Source organism: Pseudomonas sp. WC2401, assembly GCF_041200115.1.
In the GTDB taxonomy this organism is placed as follows: Bacteria; Pseudomonadota; Gammaproteobacteria; order Pseudomonadales; family Pseudomonadaceae; genus Aquipseudomonas; species Aquipseudomonas fragi.
In genome coordinates this window covers 4,402,012-4,425,642 of record NZ_CP165623.1, presented here as the reverse complement: position 1 = coordinate 4,425,642, position 23,631 = coordinate 4,402,012, and the positions used below count along the sequence as shown (strand labels likewise).

Sequence of the window (23,631 nt, the reverse complement as noted above, 5' to 3'; positions counted from 1 at the left end):
CCACAGGGTTACGGGGGCAAGCTGAAGATCCGTTTCATCGGGGCCCATTTTTCCGTGGGCAAAGTCCAGGGCGTGGGCTGCTGGAAGCGCCACATCAGTGCCTCCCATTCCTGCACCCTGGGGTCGCTGGCGCCGGCCCGGGTAAAGGCCTCGGCACTAAACCCGGGAGCGGTGTCCATGACCATGAACAGCCGCGTGCCCAGCCGCCATATCTGCATGTCGAGCACGCCATGCCCGCGCAAATGGGCGCTGATCTGTGGCCAGATGTTCTGGTGCAAACGCTCGTACTCGGCAATCAGCGCCGGGTCGTCCTTCAAGTCCAAAGCCAGGCACTGGCGGTTCATGTCAGCGCCCGGTCCAGGTGGGTGTAGCCACCGTCCACCACCAGCCATTGCCCGGTGGTGTGGGAGGCGCGCGGCGAGAGCAAAAACAGCACGCTGTCGGCAATTTCTGCGGCCGTGGTCATGCGCTGGCCCAGGGGGACTTTTTCGACAATGCTCGCCAGCTTGGCCTGCGGGTCGGCGAAGGTATCGATCCAGCGCTCGTACAGCGGTGTCATCACCTCTGCGGGGATCACCGCGTTGACCCGTATGCCGTCAGCCAATAACGACGTGGCCCATTCCCGTGTCAGCGCCAGTTGCGCGCCCTTGGCGGCGGTATAGCCGCTGGTGCCGCCTTGCCCGGTGAGGGCGGTCTTGGAGCTGATATTGACGATGGCGCCGCGGCTGGCCTTGAGGGCGTCCACGCACAGGTGGGTCATGAGGTAGTAATGGATCAGGTTTTTTTCCAGCGATTCGACAAAGGCCGCGCGCCCGGCCTCAAGACCCACGCCATCGTTTACCCCGGCGTTGTTGACCAGCCCGTCGATACGTCCGAAGCGTTGCAGCACGCTGGCGACGGCTGCGCGGCAGGCGCCTTCGTCGCGCAGTTCGACCTGCATGAACAGGCTGCGTGAACCGCGCTGGTCCAGTTGCCGCGCCAAATCATCGGACAGCGGGCTGTGGCCGAAAATCACCGGGATCGCGCCTTCGTCGGCCAGCCCCAGGGTGATGGCCGCGCCAATCCCCGAGCCGCCGCCGGTGACAATAAACACCTTGTCTTGCAGATGCAGATTCATTGCGTTGCTCCCTCAATGTTGTAGACGCGGCATGCCGTGCCCCCCCAGATGGCTGCGTGTTGTGACACGCTGGCGACCAGGGCGCGGGTGGCCTCGTAGTCACTGGCCAGCAGGCACACCGGCCAGTCCGAGCCGAACATCAGGCGTTCGGGGCCGAACAGCTCCAGTGCGGTGTGCAGGTACGGTGTCAGTTGGGCGCTGTTCCAATGTTGCCAATGGGCTTCGGTGATCAGACCCGACAGCTTGCAGCTGACATGGGGCAGGGCGGCCAGCGCTGCGAGTTGCTTGGCCCAGGCTGTTAAATCTGCGGCTTGCACATCGGGTTTGCCCAGGTGGTCGAGCACCAGATGGTGGCGGTCATGCTGTTGGCACAGCTCGGTGACTGCACCCAGATCCCTGCCCTTGACCAGCACTTCATAGACCAGCCCCCGGCGCTGCAAAGTGGCAAGGCCGCGTTGGAATTCGCTTGATTGCATAAAATCGGCCGGCGAGCTTTCGTCCTGCAACTGATGACGAAAGCCGCGCAAAACCGGCGCCTGCGCCCAACGCTCCAGCGACGCTTCAAGGTCGCTGGCGCACAGGTCGACCCAGCCCACCACCGCGCGAATCCACGGATAACGCTTGGCCAGATTGAGCAACTGATCAGTTTCGCTGGCACAGGCGCGGGCCTGCACGGCAATGCAGCCGTCAAGCCCGGCCGCATCCAGCAAGGGCCGCAGATCATCAGGTTGAAAGTCCTGGCGCAAACAACCCATGTCGCGGCCTATCCAGGGGTAGGCCGCGGCGTCATAGCGCCAGAAGTGCTGGTGGGCGTCCAGCCGCAGCGGGTGGGTGGCGGGCATGGTCTTCAGCCCCGGTACCGGTACTGTTCGCGGGAGGCGGCTTTCATCTGGATCGTAAACCCCGGCGCCTGCGGCGGCATATAGGCCGCGTTGCGAATCACGCAGGGGTCTTCGAAGTGCTCATGCAGATGGTCGACAAATTCCACCACGCGGCCTTCGTGAGTGCCGGCGATGCACAGGTAGTCGATCATCGACAGGTGCTGCACGTATTCGCACAGGCCAACGCCGCCGGCGTGCGGGCATACCGGCAGGTTGTATTTGGCGGCCATCAGCATCACCGCCAGCACTTCGTTGACCCCACCGAGACGGCAGGCGTCGATCTGCACCACGTCGATGGCTTCACGCATGATCAACTGCTTGAACACGATGCGGTTCTGGCACATTTCGCCGGTGGCCACCTTGACCGGGCTGACGCCCAAGCGGATTTTGCGATGGCCTTCGACGTCGTCCGGGCTGGTGGGCTCTTCGATAAACCACGGGTTGGCGAACGACAGCTCGCGCACCCAGTCGATAGCCGCGTCCACTTCCCAGACCTGATTGGCGTCGATCATCAATTTGCGGTCCGGGCCCAGCACTTCGCGGGCGATGCGCACGCGGCGGATGTCGTCCTGCAGGTCATGGCCGACTTTCAATTTGACGTGGGAGAAGCCCGCGTCGACCGCTTCCTGACACAGGCGGCGCAACTTCTCGTCGGCATAGCCCAGCCAGCCGGCGGAGGTTGTGTAGCAGGGGTAGCCGTCAGCTTCGAGCAGGGCCAGGCGTTCGGCCTTGCCGCGGGCGCGTTCGCGCAGCAGGGTCAGTGCCTCGGCCGGGGTGATGCAGTCAGTGATGTAGCGAAAATCAATGCAGCGCACCAGCTCTTCAGGGCTCATGTCCGCCACCAGGCGCCACACCGGTTTGCCTTCGGCCTTGGCCCACAGGTCCCAGGCAGCGTTGACCACCGCACCGGTGGCCAGGTGAATGGCGCCCTTGTCCGGGCCGATCCAGCGCAGCTGACTGTCGCTGGTCACGTGGCGCCAGAAACGGCCCATGTCTTCGGCGATCCATTCCAGCTTCAGACCCACCAGCAGGCTGGCCAGGGCCTTGATCGAGGCGCAGCAGATTTCATTGCCACGGCCGATGGTGAAGGTCAGGCCGTGGCCTTCGAGGTTCGGGGTGTCGGTTTCGAGAATCACATAGGCCGCTGAGTAGTCAGGGTCCGGGTTCATCGCGTCCGAGCCATCGAGCGATTGCGAGGTGGGGAAGCGGATGTCTTCGACGCGTACGGCAGTAATCGTGGTCATGGTGCAGCTCCCTGTCAGTCGGCATTCACGGTGCGTTGCTGTTGTTCGCCCAGCCCTGTGATGCCCAGGCGCATGGTCTGGCCGGCACGCAGGTACACAGGCTCGGGCTTGATGCCCAGGCCGACGCCCGGCGGGGTGCCGGTGGAAATTACGTCGCCGGGTTGCAGGCTCATGAACTGGCTGAGGTAGCTGACGATTTTCGGGATCTGGAAAATCATCGTGCGGGTATTGCCGTTCTGATAGCGATGGCCATCCACTTCCAGCCACAGGTCGAGCTGGTGCGGGTCGGCGATTTCGTCGCGGGTTACCAGCCACGGCCCCAGCGGGCCGAAGGTGTCGCAGCCTTTGCCCTTGTCCCAGGTGCCGCCCAGTTCCAGCTGGAACTCGCGCTCGGAGACGTCGTTGATCACGCAGTAGCCGGCCACGTGCTCAAGCGCTTCGCTTTCGCTGATATAGCGACCGCCTTTGCCGATGACCACACCCAGCTCGACTTCCCAGTCGGTTTTGCGCGAATTGCGCGGGATTTCGACGTTGTCGTTGGGGCCGACGATGGCGCTGGTCCATTTGCTGAACACCACCGGTTCGGCGGGGATGGCGGCGCCGGTTTCGGCAGCATGGTCGGCGTAGTTCAGGCCGATGCAGATAAATTTGCCGACCTGGCCGACGCAGGCGCCGATGCGGGGTGAGCCTTGCACCAGGGGCAGGGTGGACGGGTCGATATCTTGCAGGCGGGCAATGCTTTCGGGGCTAAGGGCCTGGCCTGCGATATCCGCGACCACTGCCGACAAATCGCGCAGTTGGCCGTCGTTGTCGAGCAGGGCAGGACGTTCCTGGCCTTTGTCACCGTAACGCAGCAGTTTCATAAACAATCCTTTTTTGGGGAGGGGCAGGCTTGTTGTGGGAGCGGGCTTGCTCGCGATTGGATCGCTGCGGTGCATCAGACAAACCGCGTCGTCCGCATCGCGAGCAAGCCCGCTCCCACAAGGTCAAAAGCTGAGGCTAGTTGCTCCAGCCGCCATCAATGATTTGCGCCGTACCGGTGGTGAAACCGCTGGCACTCGAACCCAGGTACAGCGCCAACTGGGCGATTTCTTCGGCGGTGCCGATGCGGCCCATGGGCTGGCGTGCGGCAAAGGCGGCGTACACCTCGTCGACGCTGCGGCCTTCGCGCTGAGCCTGTTCGCTGATGCGCTGGCGCAGCGAAGGGGAGTCGACGGTGCCGGGGCAGATGGCGTTGCAGCGGATGTTCTGGCTGACGAAATCAGCCGCCACCGAACGGGTCAGGCCGATCACCGCACCCTTGCTGGCGCAGTAGGCAAAGCGGTTGGGCACGCCTTTGACGCTGGAGGCCACAGAAGCCATGTTGATGATCGAACCGCCGCCGTTGCCCAGCATGCCCGGCAAGAAAGCGCGGATCATGCGGTACATGGCGGTCACGTTGAGGTCCAGGGCAAAGCTCCAGTCCTGTTCGTCGCATTCCAGAATGTTGCCGCTGTGTACGACGCCTGCGCAGTTGAACAGCACGTCCAGCGGACCCAGTTCCTGGGCCAGGCGCGCAATGGCAGCAGCATCGGTGACGTTGAGCAGGTGTTTGTGCGCGCCTTCAAGGGCGTCGAGGGCGCCAGCATTGATGTCGGCGGCGAAGACTTCGGCACCGGCGGCCAGGTATGCCTGGACGGTGGCTTGGCCAATCCCCTGCGCAGCGGCAGTGATCAGCACACGTTTGCCGGAAAGATCCATGGGTGCTCCGTTACGATGTCATTGTTTTTATTGTTGGCCTAATGGTCAGGCCATTAAAGGCGTAGCAAATGGCAAAACGACACAAGTGCAGGGATAAGGTTTGCTATGATCGCTTTACGATATCCGTCCAATGGTCAGGCCATTGGGCCTTTTGTAGCATGCACCTCAAGCTTCAACAAGCGTCTTTTTTTGCCAAAACCAGAGCTTATTTCCTGATGCCATTTCAAGTAATTGATAACCAACGGCTTTATCGGCAGATCGCCGATCAGCTGCGCGCCTTGATCGACAGTGGTGAGTTTCCGCCGGGCAGCCGCTTGCCAGCCGAGCGGGAACTGGCCAAGTTGCTGGGTGTGAGCCGGGCCTCGGTGCGCGAGGCGATGATTGCGCTGGAAGTCATCGGGCTGGTGGATGTGCGCGTAGGTAATGGCGTCCTGGTGTGTGAGCCGCCGGTGCAAACGGTGTCGGATGAGCCCGTTATGGCCCAGGCCACCCGGGATCAGTGGAAGGAACTGGACCCGGAACTGAACCTTGAAATTGACTTCAGCGCCGAAATCCCGCCCTTCGCCCTGCTCCAGGCCCGCCGTCTGATCGAGCCAGAGGCGGCGGCACTGGCGGCGGTCAATGCCAGTGACGAGGAATTGGCAGGTATTCGCGAGGCTTTTGAGCGCAACGTCCAGGACAACCGCGAAGGCTCCCACACCCACCCTGGTGACCGCCTGTTCCATATTCGTATTGCCCAGGCCTCGGACAATCCGGCCTATGCCCTGATGATCCAGCATCTGCTGGGCCATCGTTATGGCAGCATGTTCCAGCGCCTGCAAAACCACTACACCCCTCAAGACATGACCCACCGCTCGGAGGACGAGCACCGGCGCGTGCTGCAAGCGCTGGAGCAGCACGACGCTGGCGCGGCACGCCAGGCCATGAGCGAACACCTGGATGAGGTAATCCGCATTTTCAGCCGCAGTGCGCGCTGACGGGGAGCCGGGCAGGTTTGGGATTTTCCCTACATTTTCGGAGATATTTCCTAGGTAAAAAATCTGCCGATACTCGGACAATTGCCTCACACCGTTTTTCGATGGGTCGTTGCAATGCCTGGCAGTTCCTTGCGTATTTTGATTTTGGAAGATGACAGCTTCCAGCGTGCCGTCGCGGTGCGCATGTTTCGTTCCCTTGGCTGCCATGAAGTGTTTGAGGCCGCTGATGGCAGCCAGGCGCTGGCGCTGCTGCAGCAGGTGGGGGCGGTGGATATCGCCGTCTGCGACCTGCAGATGGAGGGCGTGGATGGCCTGGCGTTCCTGCGTCGGGCGGGCCAGTCGGGGCAGATCGGGGCGGTGTTGCTCAGCAGTGCCCTGTCGGCGGACCTGCGGCGTGCGGCGCAACAGGTCATTGCCCTGTTGGGGCTGCAGTTGCTGGGGGACGTTGGCAAGCCGCTGCCGGCCAAAGAGCTGCAAGCCTTGCTGGATAAGTACCGGGGCAGTTGCATCCGGGCGACTTCGCCAGACGCAGTGGTGCAGCCCGCGTGCGAGGACGAAGTGCGTCAGGCCCTGGCCCTGCAGCAATTGCAGGCCTGGTATCAGCCCAAGTTCAACCTGCGCAGCGGTGAGGTGTGCGGTGTTGAAGTGCTTTGCCGCTGGATGCACCCCAGCAAGGGCGTGTTGCCGCCTGCGCTGTTTATCCCGGTCCTCGAGCGTTGCGGGTTGATGGACGAGCTGTTGTTCGCCCAGCTGGATCAGGCCTTGAGCCTGCAAGAGCAGGCCCGGATTCAGGGTTACCCGTTGAACATGGCGTTCAACCTGCAAACGTCACAGCTGGCCAACAGCCAGTTGACCTATACCCTCAAGGGCATCCTGGCACGGCATGGGACGCCGGGTTCCCGGTTGACCTTCGAGCTGACGGAAAATGGCCTGCTACAAGCGCCGGCCGCCAGTCTGGAGAACCTGGTACGCCTGCGCATGATGGGTTGCCGCTTGTCGCTGGACGATTTCGGCGCCGGGTTTTCCTCGCTTCAACGCCTGTGTCAGTTGCCCTTCAACGAAATCAAGCTCGACGGTGAGTTTGTCCGCAACCTGGAGCATGAACCTCGTTGTGCAGCCGTGATCGCCAGCACCCTGGCCCTGGGCAACAGCCTGGGCATGGCGGTGGTGGTCGAAGGGATTGAAACCTTGGACCAGTTGCAGCGGTTGCTGGCGATGGGCTGTGTTGAAGGGCAGGGCTACTGGTTTGCCCGGCCCATGAGCGGGCAGGGCTTGCTGCACTGGTTGCAGCAACGTGAAACAAACCCTGTCGCTGTGAGTGTGTGAGCGGCTGATCAGTTGAAGGAGTAGGGCGTCAGGGCCGTAGGGTCGATGTTCTGCTCAACCTTGACCAGTGCATCCTTGAACGGGCAGAGCAGGCCGACACTGGTTTTGCGGCAGTCACTGACGCTTTTGAAATCACTGGTGAGCGGTTTTTGCGGGCCGCTCAAGCGCGTCAGGTTGCGAATCTGATCCATTGACTGGGCCTCAAAGGCGATACGTAAAAACAGCTCGCCGGTTTTGACTTCCTTGTAACGCTCGAACTGCAACGTGCCCACGGGCGGGATATTGTTTTCAATGTAGTCGCCCTGCTTCCAGCCGAAGCCGAGCATGGTGCGCAGGTAAGCGATATTGGTGTCGTGGGCCACCAGCAGCATCAGCGGTACATCGGGCGGGGTGCTGGAGGCATCTGTTTGCGCCAGCGGGGTGCCCAGTTTGAGCTCCAGGGCAATCTGGTTCATCAGCTCGGAGGCGCCGCGGCTGGCGATATAGGGGATGTCGTTGAGGTAGTCGTACTTGGCCTTGGTCAGCACCATCAGGCTGGACACCTCGGCGGCGGTACGCGCGTTGCCGAATGCAACCTTGTCCAGGGGCAGGCCCTGGCTGTATTCCAGGCGGAAGACTTCGCCCATATTGGCACCGGCGCTAAGGCCCTTGATCGCAAAGCGGCCCTTGGCGTTTTGCTCCAGTGTCCAGGCTTGCTTGCCGTAGGGGCAATCGGCGCCGGGCAGGCAGGCAACTTCCCGCAGCTTTTCTTCAAAGGGCTTGTAGCGGGCCTGGGCGGCTTCAACGCTGCCGCCCAGGGCCTTGAGAATGTCGGCTTTGGCTGTTGCCGGGTCGAGGGCGGCAAAGGGCATTTCATTGGCCTGGAACAGGGCGTCCTGTTCGCCCGTGACATAAGTGGGTTGCAGGCCGCAGCCGGGGAACATGCCATCGAGCAGGGCCTGGGCGGTGGCTTTGGTGCGTTGCAGGGGGCTGGCGTGCACCAGCAGCTGGTTGGCACCCGGGCAACCCTGGGGGATCAACCCGGCGGCCCGCAGCACTTCGCCGCGGTAGCGGCCCATTTCCACCGCGCCGGTATAGCCGTGGCCGGTCAGGTTGCCGAAGGGCACCAGCCAGGTTGGCCATTGGCGCTGGGTGACCGAGGTCAGCAGTTTTTCATTGGAAGCGGTAGGCGGGCGTACGCCGTGGCGGCTGACCTGCACGACTTTATCCAGCACATAGCCATCGCTGGTGGGCGTCTGGGCAAAAGCTGATGGGCTGAACAGGCTGGCCAGCAACAGGCCGGTATAGAGCGGGGGCAGCGTCTTCATCGATCTTCCTTTGGGTCTTCCTGACTCGGTGGGCGAAGAGTCTAGTCGGCAAATAAGTCAAGCGCCGTTCAAGGGCTATGAACTCCGTAGCAGCTGCCGAAGGAACGAGGCTGCGTCCGGCGGCGAAACCGTCGTGAAATCAGGCACTGCGGTGTACCAGTCGAACCTAGCTCTTAGTATTTACGACGACTACGTCGCCGGACGCAGCCTCGTTCCTTCGGCGGCTGCTACGGGAGGTTCACTGTTTTCGCGGGATTTGTGCGGTGCCCGCTTGAAATTCCGAACAGGCGGTGCGTATTTTGTAGTCATTGCCCTCAGCGGCCTGCTCGACAACAAGGAAAGTGGCATGACAAGCGATGGCCAGGGCTCTCTCGCGCAGCAATTGGCGGGTATCGATGAAATTGAATGCGTCACCCCCGATCTCAATGGCGTGCCCCGCGGCAAAGTGATGAGCGCTGCCGGGTTCCTTGAAGGCCGGCGCTTGCAGATGGCGCGTGGGGTGTTGCTGCAATGCATCATGGGCGGTTACCCCGAGTCGCGTTTTTATGGCAGCGAGGACGGCGACCTGGCCTTGGTACCTGCCGCGGGCCAGCTCCATCGCCTGCCCTGGAGCCAGCCACCCCGTGCCCTGGCCATTTGCGACGCCGATGAGTTGAGCGGTGAAAGCTCGCCGCTGTCGACCCGTGGCCAGTTGAAGGCGGTGATCGCCCGTTATGCGGCGCGGGGCCTGGCGCCGGTGGTGGCCACCGAGCTCGAGTTCTTTGTGTTTGCGCCCAACCCCGACCCGACCCAGCCATTCCGCCCGCCCGTGGGCCTGGACGGTCGCCGCGAAACCGGTTTTTCGGCATTCAGCATCAGCTCCAACAATGGCCTGCGGCCTTTTTTCAATGAGGTGTATCAAAGCATGGCGGCCCTGGGGTTGCCCCGCGACACCGTGATGCACGAGATGGGCGTCAGCCAGTTTGAGATCAACCTGCTGCACGGCGATCCGTTGCTGCTGGCCGACCAGACTTTTCTGTTTAAGCACCTGCTCAAGGAGGTCGCCCTCAAATATGGCCTGACCGTGGTGTGCATGGCCAAGCCGCTGGCGCACACGGCCGGCAGCTCGATGCATATTCACCAGAGCGTGGTGCAGGCCAGCAGCGGGCAAAACGTGTTCAGCGACGAAGCAGGGCAGCCGACAGCCACCTTCCGCCATTTTATCGGCGGACAGCAGGCGTGCATGGCTGACTTCACCGCGCTGTTTGCGCCGAACGTCAATTCCTACCAGCGCCTGTTCCACCCTTATGCGTCACCCAACAATGCCTGCTGGTCGCACGACAACCGTTCGGCGGGCTTGCGTATTCCGGCCAGCTCGCCTGCGGCGCGGCGGGTTGAAAACCGCTTGCCGGGGGCGGATGCCAACCCGTACCTGGCGATTGCCGCCAGCCTCGCGGCAGGGTTGTATGGCATCGAGCGGGGGCTTGAGCCAACCGCTGCGATCCAGGGTGAGTTCCAGGTGCCCGAGGCGCTGGCATTGCCCTGCACCTTGCATGCGGCACTGGCACGCCTTGCCCGCAGCGAAATGGCGATTGAACTGTTCGGCACTGAGTTCATCGAAGGTTACGTTGCGTCCAAGACGCTGGAACTGACCAGCTTCCATGACGAAATCACGCCCTGGGAACGTCGCGTTCTGGCGGCTCAGGCTTGACCGTTTAAATCTGTGGCGCCGGGCCTGTTCCCGGTGGCAGACACAAGGAGCCATACGGAAAGCCAATGCACCAGATCTGGAAGTCCTTTAGAGCGTTGTATTTTGCCTCGCTGATGATGTTGATCGGCTCCGGCCTGTTGAGTACTTATCTGGCCCTGCGCCTGGCCGCCGACAATGTCGACGGCCTGTGGATCGGTGCGCTGATGGCGGCCAACTACTTTGGCCTGGTGCTGGGTGGCAAGATTGGCCACCGGCTGATTGCCAGGGTCGGGCATATTCGTGCCTACGCCACGTGTGCCGGTATCGTCGGGGCGGCGGTGTTGTGTCACGGGCTGACGGACTGGTTGCCGATCTGGCTGCTGCTGCGGGTGATCGTTGGTCTGGGCATGATGTGCCAGTACATGGTCATCGAAAGCTGGCTTAACGAACAGGCCGAAGCCAGGCAGCGCGGCGTGGTGTTCAGCCTTTACATGATCGCCTCCTATTTGGGCCTGGTGCTTGGGCAATTGATCCTGGCGGTTCACCCACAGCTCGGTCTTGAGTTGCTAATGGTTGTGGCCTTGTGTTTTGCCCTGTGCCTGGTACCGGTAGCCATGACCCGGCGCATTCACCCGGCGCCTTTGCATCCCGCGCCGATGGACCCGAAATTTTTTATCAAGCGTGTGCCGCAGTCGTTGATCGCGGTGATGGGCGCGGGTTTGCTGGTGGGCTCGTTTTACGGTCTGGCGCCGCTCTACGCATCGCAGCAAGGGCTGTCTACCGAGCTGGTCGGCTTGTACATGGGTAGCTGCATTTTTGCAGGCTTGCTGGTGCAGTGGCCGTTGGGCTGGTTGTCCGACCGTTATGACCGGCCGTTGCTGATCCGTATCTTCGCCGGCTTGCTGGCGGTGGCGGCGTTGCCGTTGGCGATCTTGCCGGCGGTGCCCATGCAGGTACTGTTTATTGCCGGTTGCCTGGCGGCTTTGCTGCAATTTTGCATCTATCCGCTGGCCGTGGCCTTTGCCAACGACCATATCGAGCCGGAGCGGCGTGTGTCGCTGACGGCCATGCTGCTGGTGACCTACGGCGTGGGTGCTAGCGTGGGGCCGTTGGTGGCGGGGGTGCTGATGAAGCTGTTCGGCAGCCAGATGCTCTATGGGTTTTTCAGCGTGGCGGGGTTGATCCTGGTCTGGCGGATTCGCCCGAATGCAGTGACCAATTTGCACCAGGTCGACGATGCGCCGCTGCATCACGTGGCCATGCCCGACAGCATGTCCAGCTCGCCGCTGGTGGCTGCGCTTGACCCACGGGTGGACGAGCAGGTGGTGCAGGATCAGATGGTGCAGGAGCCGGTGGTGGAGGAGGTTGAGCCAGAACCGGAGCCAGCACCGGAGCCGGAGCCCAGGACATAGACCATACCCCTGTGGGAGCGGGCTTGCTCGCGATGGTATCAGCGCGATTTGTCAGCCAGACCGCGTCGTCTGCATCGCTGGCAAGCCAGCTCCCACTGGTTCAATAATCATCGTCTTTATCGAACTGGCGCGCCTCGCGCTGCAGTTGATAGACAAAGCGCTCGACCTGACGCTGCACCGCGCCGCTGATATTGTGAAAGCGCATCCCGGCAAAGGTGATGTTCAGCCGCTCTTCAAAGTGCAAATAACGCAACTCCACCGGCGTGGACATCAACCCGAACGGCAGGTCGGCGCTGAAGCGCTCATACACCTGGCCCAGTTGCATGCCCTGGCTGATATCGCCCTCAAAGCGCAATTTGCAGCCGGTTGCCGAAACATCCAGCAACTTGCCCTTGATCGGCGCCTTGAGCTTGTCACCCGCCACCTGCACATTGACCAGGTTGGCCAGCCGCAGGGCCGCACGGAACGCATTGCGGCGCTGGTGGTACACCACTTCGCGGGGCAGTGCGCCGCGGTAGCAGCGGTGGTCGCGGCTGTCATCAATGGTCAGTGCCGTGGTGCATTCCCAGGCAATGCGCACACCATCATGAAAGCCTTCAACCTTGAACGGCACACCCGCTTCAAGAAAACGCTCACCGTCACGGGGGATCATTTCATCCAGAGCCATGCTGCTGCTCTCGCGATTGACATCCACCACATAGCTCTGGAAGCGCTGGGTGCGGTCCTGGAAAGTAATGATCAGCGGGTCATGGCTCTCTTGCAGCATCCGCAAGTTGGAGGCAATTTCCAACGGCGTGGTGAGCACCTTTGGCGGTTGCGGAGCATCTTGGGCGTCGAACACGTTTGATCAATCTCCAGACAAAATACAGCGACACGCAAAAGATGGGCATTCTGCCATCATGTTGTGTGTCTCGCTACATACGGTGGTGACGCGGGTTCAAGCCTGGCTGTAGGCGCGGTGCTTGTTAAGCATCGAGGTGGTGCCGCGTGCGTCATACAGCGACGGAGCTTCGCCGCCGTGGAGAATGCGCAACTGGTTGGCGGTGATCGCCTGCTGGGTCTGGATCGACTGACCATTGAGCAGGTTGGCAGCCTGGCATTGAGCCAGCAGCTGGTTCAGCACATCGCCCTGGCTGAGCAGTTGGGTGCCCACGCTGGAATGGCTGGCCAGGCTTTCAAGGCCGCTGCGGTTGGTGGCCAGGCCAAGGCTGGCGAGAATTTCACTGCGGCGGCGGCCATGCTGTTCAAGCAAAATGATCAGCGACTGTTTGCGCGCCAGAATATTTTCCAGCACCTGCATGTCGCGGCCTTTAAGGGCGATGGATTCGTCCTGCAGCAGGCCGAGCAATTGCTCGGCAGGGGCGAGGTCATCGTTGATCAGTTGCAGTAAATTTTCGTCGTGCATGGCGAGCTCTGGGAGTTAAGCGTCCAAAAGCGCGGCACAGGCCGTGGGCCTAGCGCTGGGCTTCCATGTTAAGCAGTTTGCTGGCGACCTGGTTGCTGTCGACTTTGTAGCTGCCATCGGCGATGGCTTGTTTAAGCTCTGCCACCCGATTTTTATCGACTACAGGTTGGTCACGCAACGAGTCGCTGATCTTCTGCAACTGTTGAGCCTCTTGGCTGAGGTGAACAGATTCCCCGCTTGGGGCGCTGGCGCTGGTTTGCTCAGGGCTGTTTGCCGGGGCCGCAGGCGTGCTGCCGGTTTCCTGGCTGGCGTTGCTGCGCGTACTGCCGGTCAGGGGCGGGGCGCTGTTGAGACGACTGAAGTCGATGACCATAACGTTAAACCTCGGGGTATTTGGACGCTTGCCATGTTTTCGGCCATACCCGGAAAAACTTTAGGCTCGATTAATCATAGCTTCACACAGAACTGTACTGATCTGCGTCAAACCACAGTGTAGGAAAGTCGCGAGACTGATGCCAACTTTCCTACAATGCCACTTCTACTTGCCCGGGTGCCGTCACCCTGGCGCGGATAACACGCTTGGAATTCAGGTTTTTTACCCGTATTTGCTCGCTAAGGCCACCGTCTGACAGGGCTTCGCCGGGCATCTTGACACTTAATGTGCCGCTGCGGGCGCTGATCACCACATGATCGCCCTTGCGCACGGCGGCAGCCTGCTCCAGATGGGTGAGGGTCAGCACCTGGTCGGTGACCATCGGGCGCAGCAGTTTTTGCCCCACGGCCAGCTCGGTGGCCGTCAGGTAGCCCTGGTTGATCAGGCTGACATCGCGCTCGCGCAGGGTGACGTCGGGGTAGTCGATAACCATGCCGCGCTTGAGCGGGTGGTTGACGGTGACCACATCGCGGAACAACTTGACCTGGGCCGGCACGAAGATGGTCCACGGCGACAGCCCTTCGCAGCGTACGCGCACGATCACGCGGCCCATGGGTTGTGCCGGGCTTTCGAGAGAGGCTGTCAATTCCTTGTCGCACCGGGCCAGGCGCAGGCGCGGGTCGAGGTTGTTGACCTGGATCTGATAACGCCCCTCGGTCTGGCTGGTGGCCAGGTAGTCTTCAACCGTGAATTCAAGAAAGCCCTGGGTCACGCCGATAAGCTGTTCAGGCGATGTAAACGCGTCAGCCCTGCTATAAGTGCTGAGTGCAAGCAAAGTGCCCGCCGCCAGCAGGCGCAGGGTCAGCGGGAACAGTCGGTGGCAGGAATTTGTCGTTTTGGCGTTCATGGTCGTTAAAAAGCAAGCCCCGTGCCGTTTATGCAACCTGCGGGCTGAAACTTGAAGTTTTTAAGAGGAGCTGAGTATGGCCGGAGTGATGGATGCGGTTAACCAGCGCACTCAACTGGTGGGGCAAAACCGCCTGGAGCTGTTGCTGTTTCGTCTGGATGGGCCACAGCTTTACGGGATCAATGTGTTCAAGGTCCGCGAGGTGCTGCAATGCCCCAAGCTGACCTTGATCCCCAAGTCCCACCCTGTGGTGTGCGGTGTGGCGAGCATTCGCGGCGCGACCATTCCGATTCTCGACCTGGCGATGGCCACCGGCGCGGGTGCCTTGAAAGATCAAAGCAACCCGTTTGTGATCATCACCGAGTACAACACCAAGACCCAGGGCTTCCTGGTGCGTTCGGTCGAACGTATCGTCAACATGAACTGGGAAGATATTCATCCGCCACCCAAGGGCACCGGCCACGATCATTACCTGACGGCCGTGACCCGCATGGACGACCAATTGGTCGAAATCATCGATGTGGAAAAGGTGCTGGCGGAGGTTTCGCCCTCCCCGGAAACCATCACCCAGGGCGTGGTGGATGTCGAAACCCAAAGCAAGGCGCTGTCATTGCGGGTGCTGACCGTCGACGATTCGTCGGTGGCGCGCAAGCAGGTTGCCCGCTGCCTGCAAACGGTGGGCGTGGAAGTGGTGTCGTTGAACGACGGGCGTCAGGCGCTGGACTACCTGCGCAAGCTGGTGGCAGAGGGCAAGGACCCGGCCGAAGAGTTTCTGATGATGATCTCGGATATCGAGATGCCGGAAATGGACGGATACACCCTGACGGCAGAAATTCGCAACGACCCGCGGATGCAAAAGCTGCATATCATTCTGCATACTTCGTTGTCCGGGGTTTTTAACCAGGCGATGGTCAAAAAGGTCGGTGCCGATGACTTTTTGGCCAAATTCAGGCCTGACGACCTGGCATCCCGGGTGGTTGACCGGATCAAAGCAGCAGACTTCAGCTAAGGGCGCAGCCCTTGGCGGTCAACACGATTTAAGAGGCAGGACATTTGTCGACGGCTAATTTGGATTTTGAACAATTCCGGGTATTTCTGGAAAAAGCCTGTGGCATTTTGCTGGGTGAAAACAAGCAGTACCTGGTCTCCAGCCGGCTGAACAAGCTGATGGAGCAACAAGGCATCAAGTCGTTGGGCGAGCTGATCCAGCGGATCCAGAGCCAGCCGCGCAGCGGGCTGCGCGAGCAGGTGGTCGATGCCATGACCACCAACGAAACCCTGTGGTTTCGCGACACCTACCCCTTCGAAGTGTTGAAGAACAAGGTGCTGCCCGAGCAGATCAAGGCGAACCCGGGGCAGCGTTTGCGCATCTGGTCGGCGGCCTGCTCCTCGGGGCAGGAACCGTACTCGCTGTCGATGGCGATCGACGAGTTCGAGCGCAGCAACCTGGGGCAGTTGAAGGCCGGGGTGCAGATTTTTGCCACCGACCTGTCCGCGCAGATGCTCAACACCTGCCGTACCGGCGAGTACGACAACCTGGCGATTGGCCGGGGCCTGTCGCCGGAACGTCTGCAGCGTTATTTCGACCCCAAGGGGCCGGGGCGCTGGGTGATCAAGGCACCGATCAAGAACCGCGTGGAGTTTCGCCCGTTCAACTTGCTGGACAGCTACGCCAGCTTCGGCAAGTTCGACATCGTGTTCTGCCGCAACGTGTTGATCTACTTCTCGGCCGACGTGAAAAAAGACATCCTGCTGCGCATTCACAGCACCTTGAAGCCGGGCGGGTATTTGTTCCTGGGCGCCTCTGAAGCGCTGAACGGGTTGCCGGACCACTACCAGATGGTGCAATGCAGCCCGGGGATTATTTACCAGGCCAAATAGCCTCCCTCCCTGTGGGAGCTGGCTTGCCTGCGATGTAAACGCTGCGGTTTGTCAGAAAACCGCATTGATGCCATCGCGAGCAAGCCCGCTCCCACATGTGCCATGTCGTATGTGTCGTCACTGCAAAGCGGCAGAAAAACGGCACCCGGCGGTCAAGCGTTGCCGCTTTTCTGCCGTTGCCGCCTCCCACCTCCCGCAAAACCCTTGTGTTACGGGGCTGTAAAAACTGGCACGGGGTTTGCTCTATCCCTGTCATGTAAAACCTGAATCACATTCTCAGGTCAGCCCACAAAGGTTTTTCGACATGAGCATCAGCTTCGATAAAGCGCTTGGTATCCATGAGCAGGCCCTGGGCTTTCGCGCCCAGCGCGCCGAAGTCCTGGCCAACAACATCGCCAACGCCGACACCCCGAACTACAAGGCTCGGGATCTGGACTTTGCCTCTGTGCTCGCCGCCCAGAACGACAAAAACCAGAACGGCACGTTTGCCTTGAACAAGACCAACACCCGCCATATCGAAGCCCAGGGCCTGAGCAGTGGCGACGAGTCACTGCTGTACCGCACGCCGATGCAGCCATCGATCGACCAGAACACCGTGGACGCTCAGCTTGAGCAGTCGAACTATGCAGAGAATGCGGTCAACTTCCAGGCCAGCTTTACCCTGCTTAACAGCAAATTCAAAGGGCTGATGTCGGCCTTGCGCGGGGAGTAACCCATGTCTCTATCCAGTGTGTTCAACATTGCCGGCAGCGGCATGAGTGCTCAGACCACGCGCCTTAACACCGTGGCCAGCAACATCGCCAACGCCGACACCGTATCGTCGAGCATCGACCAGACCTACCGCGCCCGCCACCCGGTGTTTGCCACCATGTTTCAAGGCGCGCAAGGCAGCAGCGGCGACTCGTTGTTCCAGAACCAGGACGCCGCCGGGCAAGGCGTGCAGGTGTTGGGCGTGGTTGAAGACCAGAGCGAGTTGCAGGCCCGCTATGAACCTAATCATCCTTCTGCCGACGCCAAGGGCTACGTGTATTACCCCAACGTCAACGTGGTTGAAGAAATGGCCGACATGATTTCCGCCAGTCGTTCGTTCCAGACCAACGCCGAGCTGATGAATACCGCCAAAACCATGATGCAGAAGGTCCTGACCCTCGGTCAGTGATAAGGGGCGACGCAAATGAGTGTGACCGATTCCACCAGCGGCTTGACCCTTAATCAGGTGCTCGCCAACTCTGCCCAGGCCAAGACCACCGACACCAGTGTGGCTGCAGCCACCAAGGGCGTTACCGGCAACACAGCGCTGGGCAAGGATGCGTTCCTGCAACTGCTGGTTACCCAACTGAAAAACCAGAACCCGCTGGACCCCCAGGACAACACCGCGTTCGTCGCGCAACTGGCGCAGTTCAGCAGCCTGGAAGGCATTACCACGCTCAACGATACGGTCAACTCCCTGTCGGGCGGTTTGCAATCTTCCCAGGCCTTGCAGGCCTCGTCGCTGGTGGGGCGTTCGGTCATCGTGCAAACCGGTGAAGCCTATGTCGACCCCGCCAGTGAAAAGCCCTTCAACGGCACCGTCGTGGTCAAGGACGCAGACTCCAAGCCCACCATCACCATTACCGATGCGGATGGCGAAGTGGTCCGCACCATCGAAATGGGCAGCCAGAAAGCCGGCAACGCGGACTTTACCTGGGACGGCAAGGACGACGACGGCGTACTGCTGGACAAGGGTTCCTACACCTTCACCGCATCGAGCAAAACCGACACCGGCACCACGGCGCTCACCACCTACCTGCCTGCCACGGTCAACAGCGTGACGCTGAGCAAGACCGGCGGTGAAATCATGCTCAACCTCGCAGGCCTGGGCAGCATTGGCATGTCCAAAGTCCAGACCATAGGCCTCTAAGCCGCCTCAAGGAGAAAAACATGTCTTTCAATATCGGCCTTAGCGGTCTCTATGCGGCGAACAAGCAGCTGGACGTGACCGGCAACAACATCGCCAACGCAGCAACCACCGGCTTCAAGGCCTCGCGTGCAGAATTCGCCGACATCTACTCGGCGAGCAAGCTGGGTACCGGCAGCAAGACCATCGGCAGTGGCGTAAACCTGGCAGCGGTTTCGCAAAACTTTGGTCAAGGTGCGGTCAACAACACCGGCAACCTGCTGGACATGGGCATTCAGGGCAGCGGCTTTTTCGTGCTCAGCGACAACGGCGCCCTGAGCTACACCCGCGCCGGTACGTTCAAGGCCGACAAGGACGGCTTCGTGACCAGCTCCGACGGCACTGCGCGCTTGCAGGGCTATGGCGTGGATGCCAACGGCAACATCGTCAACGGTGTGCTGACCGACCTGCGCATCGACACCTCGAACCTGGCGCCCAAGGCAACCGGCTCGGTAACCTCAGAGATCAACCTGAACTCCAGCTCCGATGCGATCGATCAGAGCAAGATCCCGTTCGATCCGAACGAATCCACCAGCTACACCAAAAAATTCAGCACCATGGTGTATGACACCCAGGGCAATGCCCACCCGATGGACCAGTACATGGTCAAGACCGGTGGCAACACCTGGAGCACCTACACCCTGATCGACGGCCGCAACCCCGATGGCACGCCAGTGTCGGGTGATGGCGCAGTAGCGCCAGTGCCTTCAACCATGACGTTTGACTCGGCCGGCGGGCTGACCGGTGTCACGCAGCCCGATCCGGTTAAAGATCAACTGGAAAACACCCTGGTCGTCAGCGGCTGGAAGCCGGGTGCCATGATCAACGGCAAGTGGGACACCAACGGCGCCGAGGCCAAGCCAGGTGGCATCGTCATCAATATGGCCAAAACCACCCAGTACAACACCGACTCTTCGCGCAACCCGCCGACCCAGGACGGCTACGCTACTGGCCAGATCAACAACCTGACCATTGACGGCTCGGGCGTGATGTTTGCCAACTTCAGCAACAATCAGAGCCGGGCGATTGGCCAGATTTCCCTGGCCAGCTTTACCAACGAGCAAGGTCTGCAACCAGTGGGCGGTACGGCCTGGAAAGAGACCTACGCCTCGGGCGTAGCGGGTTACGACGCACCGAAGATCGGCAGCCTGGGGGCGATTCAGTCCAACTCGCTGGAAGACTCCAACGTCAACCTGACCAACGAGCTGGTGGACCTGATCAAGGCCCAGAGCAACTACCAGGCCAACGCCAAGACCATCTCGACCCAAAGCACCATCATGCAGACCATCATTCAGATGACGTGATAGCGCTGCGACCATGATCCGGCGGGCATCGGGTGGGTGAGCAATACATAACCTGTGGGAGCTGGCTTGCCTGCGATGCAGACGCTGCGGTGTTTCAGTTCAACCGCGTCGATGCCATCGCGAGCAAGCCCGCTCCCACCATGTTCGTCACGGGTCTCAGCTGAACTCCACCTGTTCCGGCACCCGCGTCAGCAAAACCTTGCCGGCGCGGATCGATACCCGCGCCTTGGCCTGGCGACGTACCGCTTCGTAATCGCTCTCGGCATCCAGCACCACCAGGTTCGCCGGGCGACCCACTTCAATGCCATAACCCTCGCCCAGATTCAGCGTCCGCGCACTGTTGTCCGTCACCAGATCGAGGCTGCGCGCCAGGTCCTCAAAACCCATCATGTGGCAGATATGCAGGCCGGCATCCAGTACCCGCAGGATATTGCCGTTACCCAGTGGGTACCACGGGTCCTTGATTGAATCCTGACCGAAGCACACGTTCATCCCGGCACGGTCGATTTCGGCCACCCGGGTCACGCCACGGCGTTTCGGGAAGGTATCAAAACGACCCTGCAAGTGGATGCTTTCAGTGGGGCACGAGACAAAGTTGATCTTTGATGCTTTGAGCAACCGGAACAGCTTCGAGCAATAGGCATTGTCATAGGAGCCCATCGCCGTGGTGTGGCTGGCGGTCACCCGGCTGCCCATGCCGCGTACCCGGGCTTCTTCGGCCAGCACTTCAAGAAAACGCGAATGGGGGTCGTCGGTTTCATCGCAATGCACATCCACCAGGCAGCCGGTACGTTCGGCCAGGTCCATCAAAAACTTGATCGAACTGACGCCTTGTTCGCGGGTGTTTTCAAAGTGCGGGATGCCGCCCACCACATCGGCGCCCAGCTCCACGGCGCGGGTCATCAGTTCGCGACCACCAGCATAGGACTCGATGCCTTCCTGGGGGAAGGCGACGATTTGCAGATTGATCAGATGGCGGGCTTCCTCACGCACTTCGAGCATGGCCTTGAGTGCGGCCAGAGTCGGGTCGGTGACATCGACATGGGTGCGCACATGCTGGATGCCGTGTTCGGCGAGCATGCGGATAGTGGCGTGGGCACGCTGCTTGGTGTCCTCATGGGTGATGGTGGCCTTGCGCTGGGCCCAGCGCTCGATGCCCTCGAACAGGGTGCCGCTCAGGTTCCATTCGGGCTGGCCCGCGGTGAGGGCCGCGTCCAGATGGATATGCGGCTCCACAAAAGGCGCGATCAGCAACTGGCCCCGGGCGTCGATCTCGCCTGCCTGCGCCGGCACGCTGCCTGCTTGCAGGGTGATGGCAGCGATCTGCTCGCCCTCACAGGTGATCGTGTGCAGGCCGGGGGTTTTTCGCAGCGTGGCATTGATGATCTTCATGGTCGTTCCTGTCGTTGGGTTTCGGACATGCGCCATACCAGCAGCGCCACCGAAGCATTCATTCTGAAGAGGGGGTCATCGAGCGACTGGCCGCTGTGTTGCTCGATGCGTTGCAGGCGTTGATTGACGGTATTGCGATGGATGTTAAGGCGTTGTGCGGCCTTGAGTGCGTTGCCGTTTTCCTGGAGCAGGGCATCCAGGGTATCAATCAGGTGGTGTGGCTGTTTGCGGTTGGGTTCAATCAGGGGGCCGAGGGTCTGCTGCACAAAGCTGTCGATCACCGAGCGTTCGCCCACGGCCTGGAGCAGGCGCAACACACCCAGCTCACTGAAGTCGCACAGACCGGTGGCCGGGCGCAGGTTTTCTGCCACCTCCAGCGCCTGCCGTGCTTCGTTCAGGGCGCGGTGATAGTGCCCACAATCCTCGACCTTGCTTGCCAACCCCATAAACAACGCGAGGTCACCGATGATGGCATGCAGATCCTGGTACAGGCACGCCAGTTCTGCACGCAGGCTGTCCTGTTCGGCCAGCAGCAGGATAAACAGATCGCCCTGGACGACCACCGGCAGTGCGGCGGGCCGGGCATGGCTCCAGGCCGCGAGGTGTTCCTGTAGCGCCTGGCGGGTGTGCTGCAACAGGCGTTCGGCTTCCTGCGGGGCATGGTTGTCGAACAACCCGCTGACTGCCGACAGGCGCAGCGCAACCAGGCGCCGCGGGCTGTCCAGCGGCAACTGCAGATGTGCCGCGCGCTGCCGGGCGGTGGTCAGGCTGGGGTAATCGCCGCTGAGCAATTGGGTCAGGATGTCCTGGCGCGAGCGTTTGGTTTGCGCCATTTGCACCAGCGCCGTGCCGATCAGGTGCGTGACCACGACCATCTTCAGCAGGTAAGGCTGTTCGATCAAGGGCAGGCCACGGGCTTCGGCCAGGGCCGTTACCGATGCGGGAATACGCTGGATAAACGCCTCGCCGGTGAGGATCACCAGCCCGGCAATCGCGCATTCGCTGCCTTCCTCGACCAGTTGCAACAAGTTGGCTTCATCGCGGGGATGGTTGATACCGGTGACAAACACCAGCTCACCGCCCATCACCCATCCGGCGATGCCTTGGTTCTCGGCCACATATGACCAGCGCACAGTGCGATGGCGGTTGCGCGCGCCAGCGCGCAGGGCCATGTCTGCAAGCCCTGGCAGGGCGAGGATTTCTTCCACCGTGAGGCTCAAAGGGGCTCCTGGACGGCAGGCAGCACCGCCGGTTGACGGCTGAATTTAAGCAATACGAGGTAGCACAGGGCCGATGCGCCAATCCCCACCAGCGGCGCGATCCACGGCGACAGAAATGCCAGCAGCGCGCCCACAGCATAGGCCGTCAGCCCCGCCAGGTTGTAGCGTGGCAGCCGGGCACTGGCCAGCGCCGGGTACTTGCCGCGATGGCGGAACCAGAAGTCGGCCATGATCACACCGCCAATGGGCGGGATGATCGAACCCAGCAACACCAGAAACGGGATCAGCATCTCATACATGCCGCCGATGGCCAGCACCACACCCACGGCAGCGGCGAGCAGGGTCATGGTCCGTCGGCGCTCGCTGCGCACCAGATGGCAGGTGGCGGCGGCCACGTTGTAGATGGTCGGGCCCTGGATCGTCCACAAGTTCAGGCACAGCATGATCACGGCGGCGAACGACAGGCCCTGGAGCATCATCACTTCAACGATATCGGCCTGCTGATAGACCATGGCGCACCAGGCCCCGGCGACGATCATCAGGCCATTGCCCAGCAGGAAACTGACCACGCTGGCGGTGACGGCAATACGCCCGCTGCGCGAAAGGCGCGTCCAGTTGGTGGCCTGGGTGGCACCGCTGGCAAAAGTGCCGAAGACCATGGTGATGGCCGCCGAGACGCTCATGGTGTCGTGGGGGATCACGGCTGCCAGCCCGGAAAACCCGCCGACATGCTGCGTGGCGATATACATGGACACAATCAGCAGGACAAACATCAGCGGCACCGACACCCGCGACAGCACATCCAGGCCCTTGTAACCGATGATCGCCGTGATGCTGAAGCCCATGCCGAAAAACACCATCAAGGGCAGGGTAAAACCCTCGGCCAGGCCGAGCATTTTCACCAGCACGATGGCCACGGTTGCCGTGCCCCAGGCGTACCAGCCAAGCTCGGCAAAACCGAGCAGTAAGTCCGAGAGACGGCTGCCGGCCTCACCAAAGCAAAAGCGTCCCATCAGCACCGTGTTCAGGCCGCTGCGCGAGGCGATCAGGGCCAGTGCGGCGGCATACAGTGCCAGCAGGGTATTGCCGATGGCTGCAATCCACAGCATGTCGACAAAGTTGAAGGCCATGCCCAACTTGCCGCCGGCAAACATGGTGCCGGTGAAAAAAGTGAAACTGAACAGCACCATTGAAATCGACAACAGCCCCTTGCGCGCTGAACGCGGGGCTTCGCTCAAAGGAAAATCGCCGGGTGAACTCATGGTGCAGGTCTCCGCCTCGAATGGGTGCGCCGATATCGGTAGCACACAGGAGCCAGAGCAATAAGCGGGCCTGTTTTGTCAGGGCGGGTAAACCGGAGAAAAGCGGGCACACGGCATATGGGCGGGTGTGCAGAGTGCCTATTGGCGAGCGAATATCAGGCGGAAGAATGTGCAGAGTGATTCATTTTGTGGCGCGGGCGCACTGTTTCGGGGTGATGGTTACAGGTTCTGTGGGAGCGGGCTTGCTCGCGACGGGATCGCTGCGGTGTAACAGGACA

Annotated in this window: 24 protein-coding genes; 10 read left to right on the top strand and 14 right to left on the bottom strand. The window is 61.1% G+C overall.

All coding sequences use genetic code 11. From position 1 onward, the window contains the following. Positions 1-8: 8 nt before the first annotated feature. The 6 genes from AB3G35_RS20315 to AB3G35_RS20290 all read right to left on the bottom strand — a co-directional run bounded on the left by AB3G35_RS20315 (position 9) and on the right by AB3G35_RS20290 (position 4,982). Positions 9-344 carry an L-rhamnose mutarotase gene (locus AB3G35_RS20315; protein WP_086798359.1) on the bottom strand — a complete coding sequence of 112 codons (336 nt, stop codon included), beginning with the start codon at positions 342-344 and terminating at the stop codon, positions 9-11. Next, on the bottom strand, positions 341-1,117 hold the full coding sequence (locus tag AB3G35_RS20310) for an SDR family oxidoreductase (protein WP_016782159.1): 777 nt from the start codon (positions 1,115-1,117) through the stop codon (positions 341-343). The genes AB3G35_RS20315 and AB3G35_RS20310 overlap by 4 nt, the downstream gene beginning before the upstream one ends. Further along, a complete protein-coding gene (locus AB3G35_RS20305; RefSeq protein ID WP_324708630.1) occupies positions 1,114-1,959 on the bottom strand; it encodes an amidohydrolase family protein in 846 nt (281 codons plus the stop codon). The genes AB3G35_RS20310 and AB3G35_RS20305 overlap by 4 nt, the downstream gene beginning before the upstream one ends. Before the next feature lie 5 nt (positions 1,960-1,964). After that, positions 1,965-3,242, bottom strand: a complete 1,278-nt coding sequence (locus AB3G35_RS20300; protein ID WP_369781999.1) for an L-fuconate dehydratase — start codon at positions 3,240-3,242, stop codon at positions 1,965-1,967. A 14-nt stretch (positions 3,243-3,256) separates the two neighbouring features. Further along, positions 3,257-4,105 (bottom strand): fumarylacetoacetate hydrolase family protein, encoded by an 849-nt coding sequence (locus tag AB3G35_RS20295; protein ID WP_369781998.1) that lies wholly within the window; start codon positions 4,103-4,105, stop codon positions 3,257-3,259. Between the two features lie 136 nt (positions 4,106-4,241). Next, on the bottom strand, positions 4,242-4,982 hold the full coding sequence (locus tag AB3G35_RS20290; RefSeq protein WP_134049819.1) for an SDR family oxidoreductase: 741 nt from the start codon (positions 4,980-4,982) through the stop codon (positions 4,242-4,244). A gap of 215 nt (positions 4,983-5,197) precedes the next feature. On the opposite strand from AB3G35_RS20290, the gene AB3G35_RS20285 reads away from it, so the two are divergent. Together AB3G35_RS20285 and AB3G35_RS20280 are read left to right on the top strand one after the other, a co-directional pair. Next, positions 5,198-5,959 carry a FadR/GntR family transcriptional regulator gene (locus tag AB3G35_RS20285; RefSeq protein ID WP_029611564.1) on the top strand — a complete coding sequence of 254 codons (762 nt, stop codon included), beginning with the start codon at positions 5,198-5,200 and terminating at the stop codon, positions 5,957-5,959. Between the two features lie 114 nt (positions 5,960-6,073). After that, entirely contained in the window at positions 6,074-7,285 is a 1,212-nt protein-coding gene (locus AB3G35_RS20280) for an EAL domain-containing protein (protein WP_086798347.1), read from the top strand. 8 nt (positions 7,286-7,293) lie between these two features. Here AB3G35_RS20280 and AB3G35_RS20275 read toward each other — a convergent pair whose 3' ends face one another. Next, positions 7,294-8,592, bottom strand: a complete 1,299-nt coding sequence (locus tag AB3G35_RS20275; RefSeq protein WP_169846467.1) for a histidine-type phosphatase — start codon at positions 8,590-8,592, stop codon at positions 7,294-7,296. Positions 8,593-9,040: 448 nt separating this feature from the next. Here AB3G35_RS20275 and AB3G35_RS20270 point away from each other — a divergent pair, with 448 nt between their 5' ends. Next, positions 9,041-10,282, top strand: a complete 1,242-nt coding sequence (locus AB3G35_RS20270) for a glutamine synthetase family protein (RefSeq protein WP_369782760.1) — start codon at positions 9,041-9,043, stop codon at positions 10,280-10,282. A gap of 65 nt (positions 10,283-10,347) precedes the next feature. Beyond that, a complete protein-coding gene (locus AB3G35_RS20265) occupies positions 10,348-11,673 on the top strand; it encodes an MFS transporter (protein ID WP_095040003.1) in 1,326 nt (441 codons plus the stop codon). 100 nt (positions 11,674-11,773) lie between these two features. Here AB3G35_RS20265 and AB3G35_RS20260 read toward each other — a convergent pair whose 3' ends face one another. The 4 genes from AB3G35_RS20260 to flgA form a co-directional block, all read right to left on the bottom strand. Then, positions 11,774-12,514, bottom strand: a complete 741-nt coding sequence (locus tag AB3G35_RS20260; protein WP_088377909.1) for a flagellar brake protein — start codon at positions 12,512-12,514, stop codon at positions 11,774-11,776. A gap of 96 nt (positions 12,515-12,610) precedes the next feature. Beyond that, positions 12,611-13,078 (bottom strand): flagella synthesis protein FlgN, encoded by a 468-nt coding sequence (locus tag AB3G35_RS20255; protein WP_016782170.1) that lies wholly within the window; start codon positions 13,076-13,078, stop codon positions 12,611-12,613. A 49-nt stretch (positions 13,079-13,127) separates the two neighbouring features. Continuing rightward, on the bottom strand, positions 13,128-13,451 hold the full coding sequence (gene flgM / locus AB3G35_RS20250) for a flagellar biosynthesis anti-sigma factor FlgM (RefSeq protein ID WP_016782171.1): 324 nt from the start codon (positions 13,449-13,451) through the stop codon (positions 13,128-13,130). Positions 13,452-13,602: 151 nt separating this feature from the next. Then, on the bottom strand, positions 13,603-14,358 hold the full coding sequence (flgA, locus tag AB3G35_RS20245) for a flagellar basal body P-ring formation chaperone FlgA (protein WP_016782172.1): 756 nt from the start codon (positions 14,356-14,358) through the stop codon (positions 13,603-13,605). 76 nt (positions 14,359-14,434) lie between these two features. Here flgA and AB3G35_RS20240 point away from each other — a divergent pair, with 76 nt between their 5' ends. The 6 genes from AB3G35_RS20240 to flgE all read left to right on the top strand — a co-directional run bounded on the left by AB3G35_RS20240 (position 14,435) and on the right by flgE (position 19,479). Then, positions 14,435-15,367, top strand: coding sequence for a chemotaxis protein CheV (locus AB3G35_RS20240; protein WP_016782173.1), 933 nt, complete (start codon positions 14,435-14,437; stop codon positions 15,365-15,367). Positions 15,368-15,411: 44 nt separating this feature from the next. Then, positions 15,412-16,239 (top strand): protein-glutamate O-methyltransferase CheR, encoded by an 828-nt coding sequence (gene cheR / locus AB3G35_RS20235; protein ID WP_029611565.1) that lies wholly within the window; start codon positions 15,412-15,414, stop codon positions 16,237-16,239. 304 nt (positions 16,240-16,543) lie between these two features. Next, the gene (flgB, locus tag AB3G35_RS20230; RefSeq protein WP_016782175.1) at positions 16,544-16,951 is read left to right on the top strand and encodes a flagellar basal body rod protein FlgB; all 408 of its coding nucleotides are present in this window, start codon (positions 16,544-16,546) and stop codon (positions 16,949-16,951) included. 3 nt (positions 16,952-16,954) lie between these two features. Then, positions 16,955-17,398: a flagellar basal body rod protein FlgC gene (gene flgC, locus AB3G35_RS20225; RefSeq protein WP_016782176.1), complete on the top strand. Its 444-nt coding sequence runs from the start codon at positions 16,955-16,957 to the stop codon at positions 17,396-17,398. A gap of 15 nt (positions 17,399-17,413) precedes the next feature. After that, the gene (gene flgD / locus AB3G35_RS20220; protein WP_016782177.1) at positions 17,414-18,139 is read left to right on the top strand and encodes a flagellar hook assembly protein FlgD; all 726 of its coding nucleotides are present in this window, start codon (positions 17,414-17,416) and stop codon (positions 18,137-18,139) included. 20 nt (positions 18,140-18,159) lie between these two features. Then, positions 18,160-19,479 carry a flagellar hook protein FlgE gene (flgE, locus tag AB3G35_RS20215; protein WP_088377908.1) on the top strand — a complete coding sequence of 440 codons (1,320 nt, stop codon included), beginning with the start codon at positions 18,160-18,162 and terminating at the stop codon, positions 19,477-19,479. 156 nt (positions 19,480-19,635) lie between these two features. On the opposite strand, the gene codA is transcribed toward flgE, so the two are convergent. Genes codA through codB form a run of 3 tightly spaced genes read right to left on the bottom strand, consistent with a single transcriptional unit; the run spans position 19,636 to position 23,353 of the window. Further along, a complete protein-coding gene (codA, locus tag AB3G35_RS20210) occupies positions 19,636-20,871 on the bottom strand; it encodes a cytosine deaminase (protein ID WP_369781996.1) in 1,236 nt (411 codons plus the stop codon). Continuing rightward, entirely contained in the window at positions 20,868-22,091 is a 1,224-nt protein-coding gene (locus tag AB3G35_RS20205) for a PucR family transcriptional regulator (RefSeq protein ID WP_369781994.1), read from the bottom strand. The genes codA and AB3G35_RS20205 overlap by 4 nt, the downstream gene beginning before the upstream one ends. Further along, positions 22,088-23,353, bottom strand: coding sequence for a cytosine permease (codB, locus tag AB3G35_RS20200; protein WP_369781992.1), 1,266 nt, complete (start codon positions 23,351-23,353; stop codon positions 22,088-22,090). Before codB ends, AB3G35_RS20205 begins: the two co-directional genes overlap by 4 nt. Positions 23,354-23,631 lie beyond the last annotated feature (278 nt).

Coding starts and splice junctions, on each gene's coding strand:
- AB3G35_RS20310 (WP_016782159.1), bottom strand. CDS start 1,117: ATGAATCTGCATCTGCAAGACAAGGTGTTTATTGTCACCGGCGGCGGC.
- codA (WP_369781996.1), bottom strand. CDS start 20,871: ATGAAGATCATCAATGCCACGCTGCGAAAAACCCCCGGCCTGCACACG.
- codB (WP_369781992.1), bottom strand. CDS start 23,353: ATGAGTTCACCCGGCGATTTTCCTTTGAGCGAAGCCCCGCGTTCAGCG.
- AB3G35_RS20305 (WP_324708630.1), bottom strand. CDS start 1,959: ATGCCCGCCACCCACCCGCTGCGGCTGGACGCCCACCAGCACTTCTGG.
- AB3G35_RS20270 (WP_369782760.1), top strand. CDS start 9,041: ATGAGCGCTGCCGGGTTCCTTGAAGGCCGGCGCTTGCAGATGGCGCGT.
- flgM (WP_016782171.1), bottom strand. CDS start 13,451: ATGGTCATCGACTTCAGTCGTCTCAACAGCGCCCCGCCCCTGACCGGC.
- AB3G35_RS20255 (WP_016782170.1), bottom strand. CDS start 13,078: ATGCACGACGAAAATTTACTGCAACTGATCAACGATGACCTCGCCCCT.
- AB3G35_RS20315 (WP_086798359.1), bottom strand. CDS start 344: ATGAACCGCCAGTGCCTGGCTTTGGACTTGAAGGACGACCCGGCGCTG.
- flgD (WP_016782177.1), top strand. CDS start 17,414: ATGAGTGTGACCGATTCCACCAGCGGCTTGACCCTTAATCAGGTGCTC.
- AB3G35_RS20240 (WP_016782173.1), top strand. CDS start 14,435: ATGGCCGGAGTGATGGATGCGGTTAACCAGCGCACTCAACTGGTGGGG.
- flgE (WP_088377908.1), top strand. CDS start 18,160: ATGTCTTTCAATATCGGCCTTAGCGGTCTCTATGCGGCGAACAAGCAG.
- AB3G35_RS20285 (WP_029611564.1), top strand. CDS start 5,198: ATGCCATTTCAAGTAATTGATAACCAACGGCTTTATCGGCAGATCGCC.
- AB3G35_RS20290 (WP_134049819.1), bottom strand. CDS start 4,982: ATGGATCTTTCCGGCAAACGTGTGCTGATCACTGCCGCTGCGCAGGGG.
- flgA (WP_016782172.1), bottom strand. CDS start 14,358: ATGAACGCCAAAACGACAAATTCCTGCCACCGACTGTTCCCGCTGACC.
- flgB (WP_016782175.1), top strand. CDS start 16,544: ATGAGCATCAGCTTCGATAAAGCGCTTGGTATCCATGAGCAGGCCCTG.
- AB3G35_RS20280 (WP_086798347.1), top strand. CDS start 6,074: ATGCCTGGCAGTTCCTTGCGTATTTTGATTTTGGAAGATGACAGCTTC.
- AB3G35_RS20300 (WP_369781999.1), bottom strand. CDS start 3,242: ATGACCACGATTACTGCCGTACGCGTCGAAGACATCCGCTTCCCCACC.
- AB3G35_RS20265 (WP_095040003.1), top strand. CDS start 10,348: ATGCACCAGATCTGGAAGTCCTTTAGAGCGTTGTATTTTGCCTCGCTG.
- flgC (WP_016782176.1), top strand. CDS start 16,955: ATGTCTCTATCCAGTGTGTTCAACATTGCCGGCAGCGGCATGAGTGCT.
- AB3G35_RS20295 (WP_369781998.1), bottom strand. CDS start 4,105: ATGAAACTGCTGCGTTACGGTGACAAAGGCCAGGAACGTCCTGCCCTG.
- AB3G35_RS20275 (WP_169846467.1), bottom strand. CDS start 8,592: ATGAAGACGCTGCCCCCGCTCTATACCGGCCTGTTGCTGGCCAGCCTG.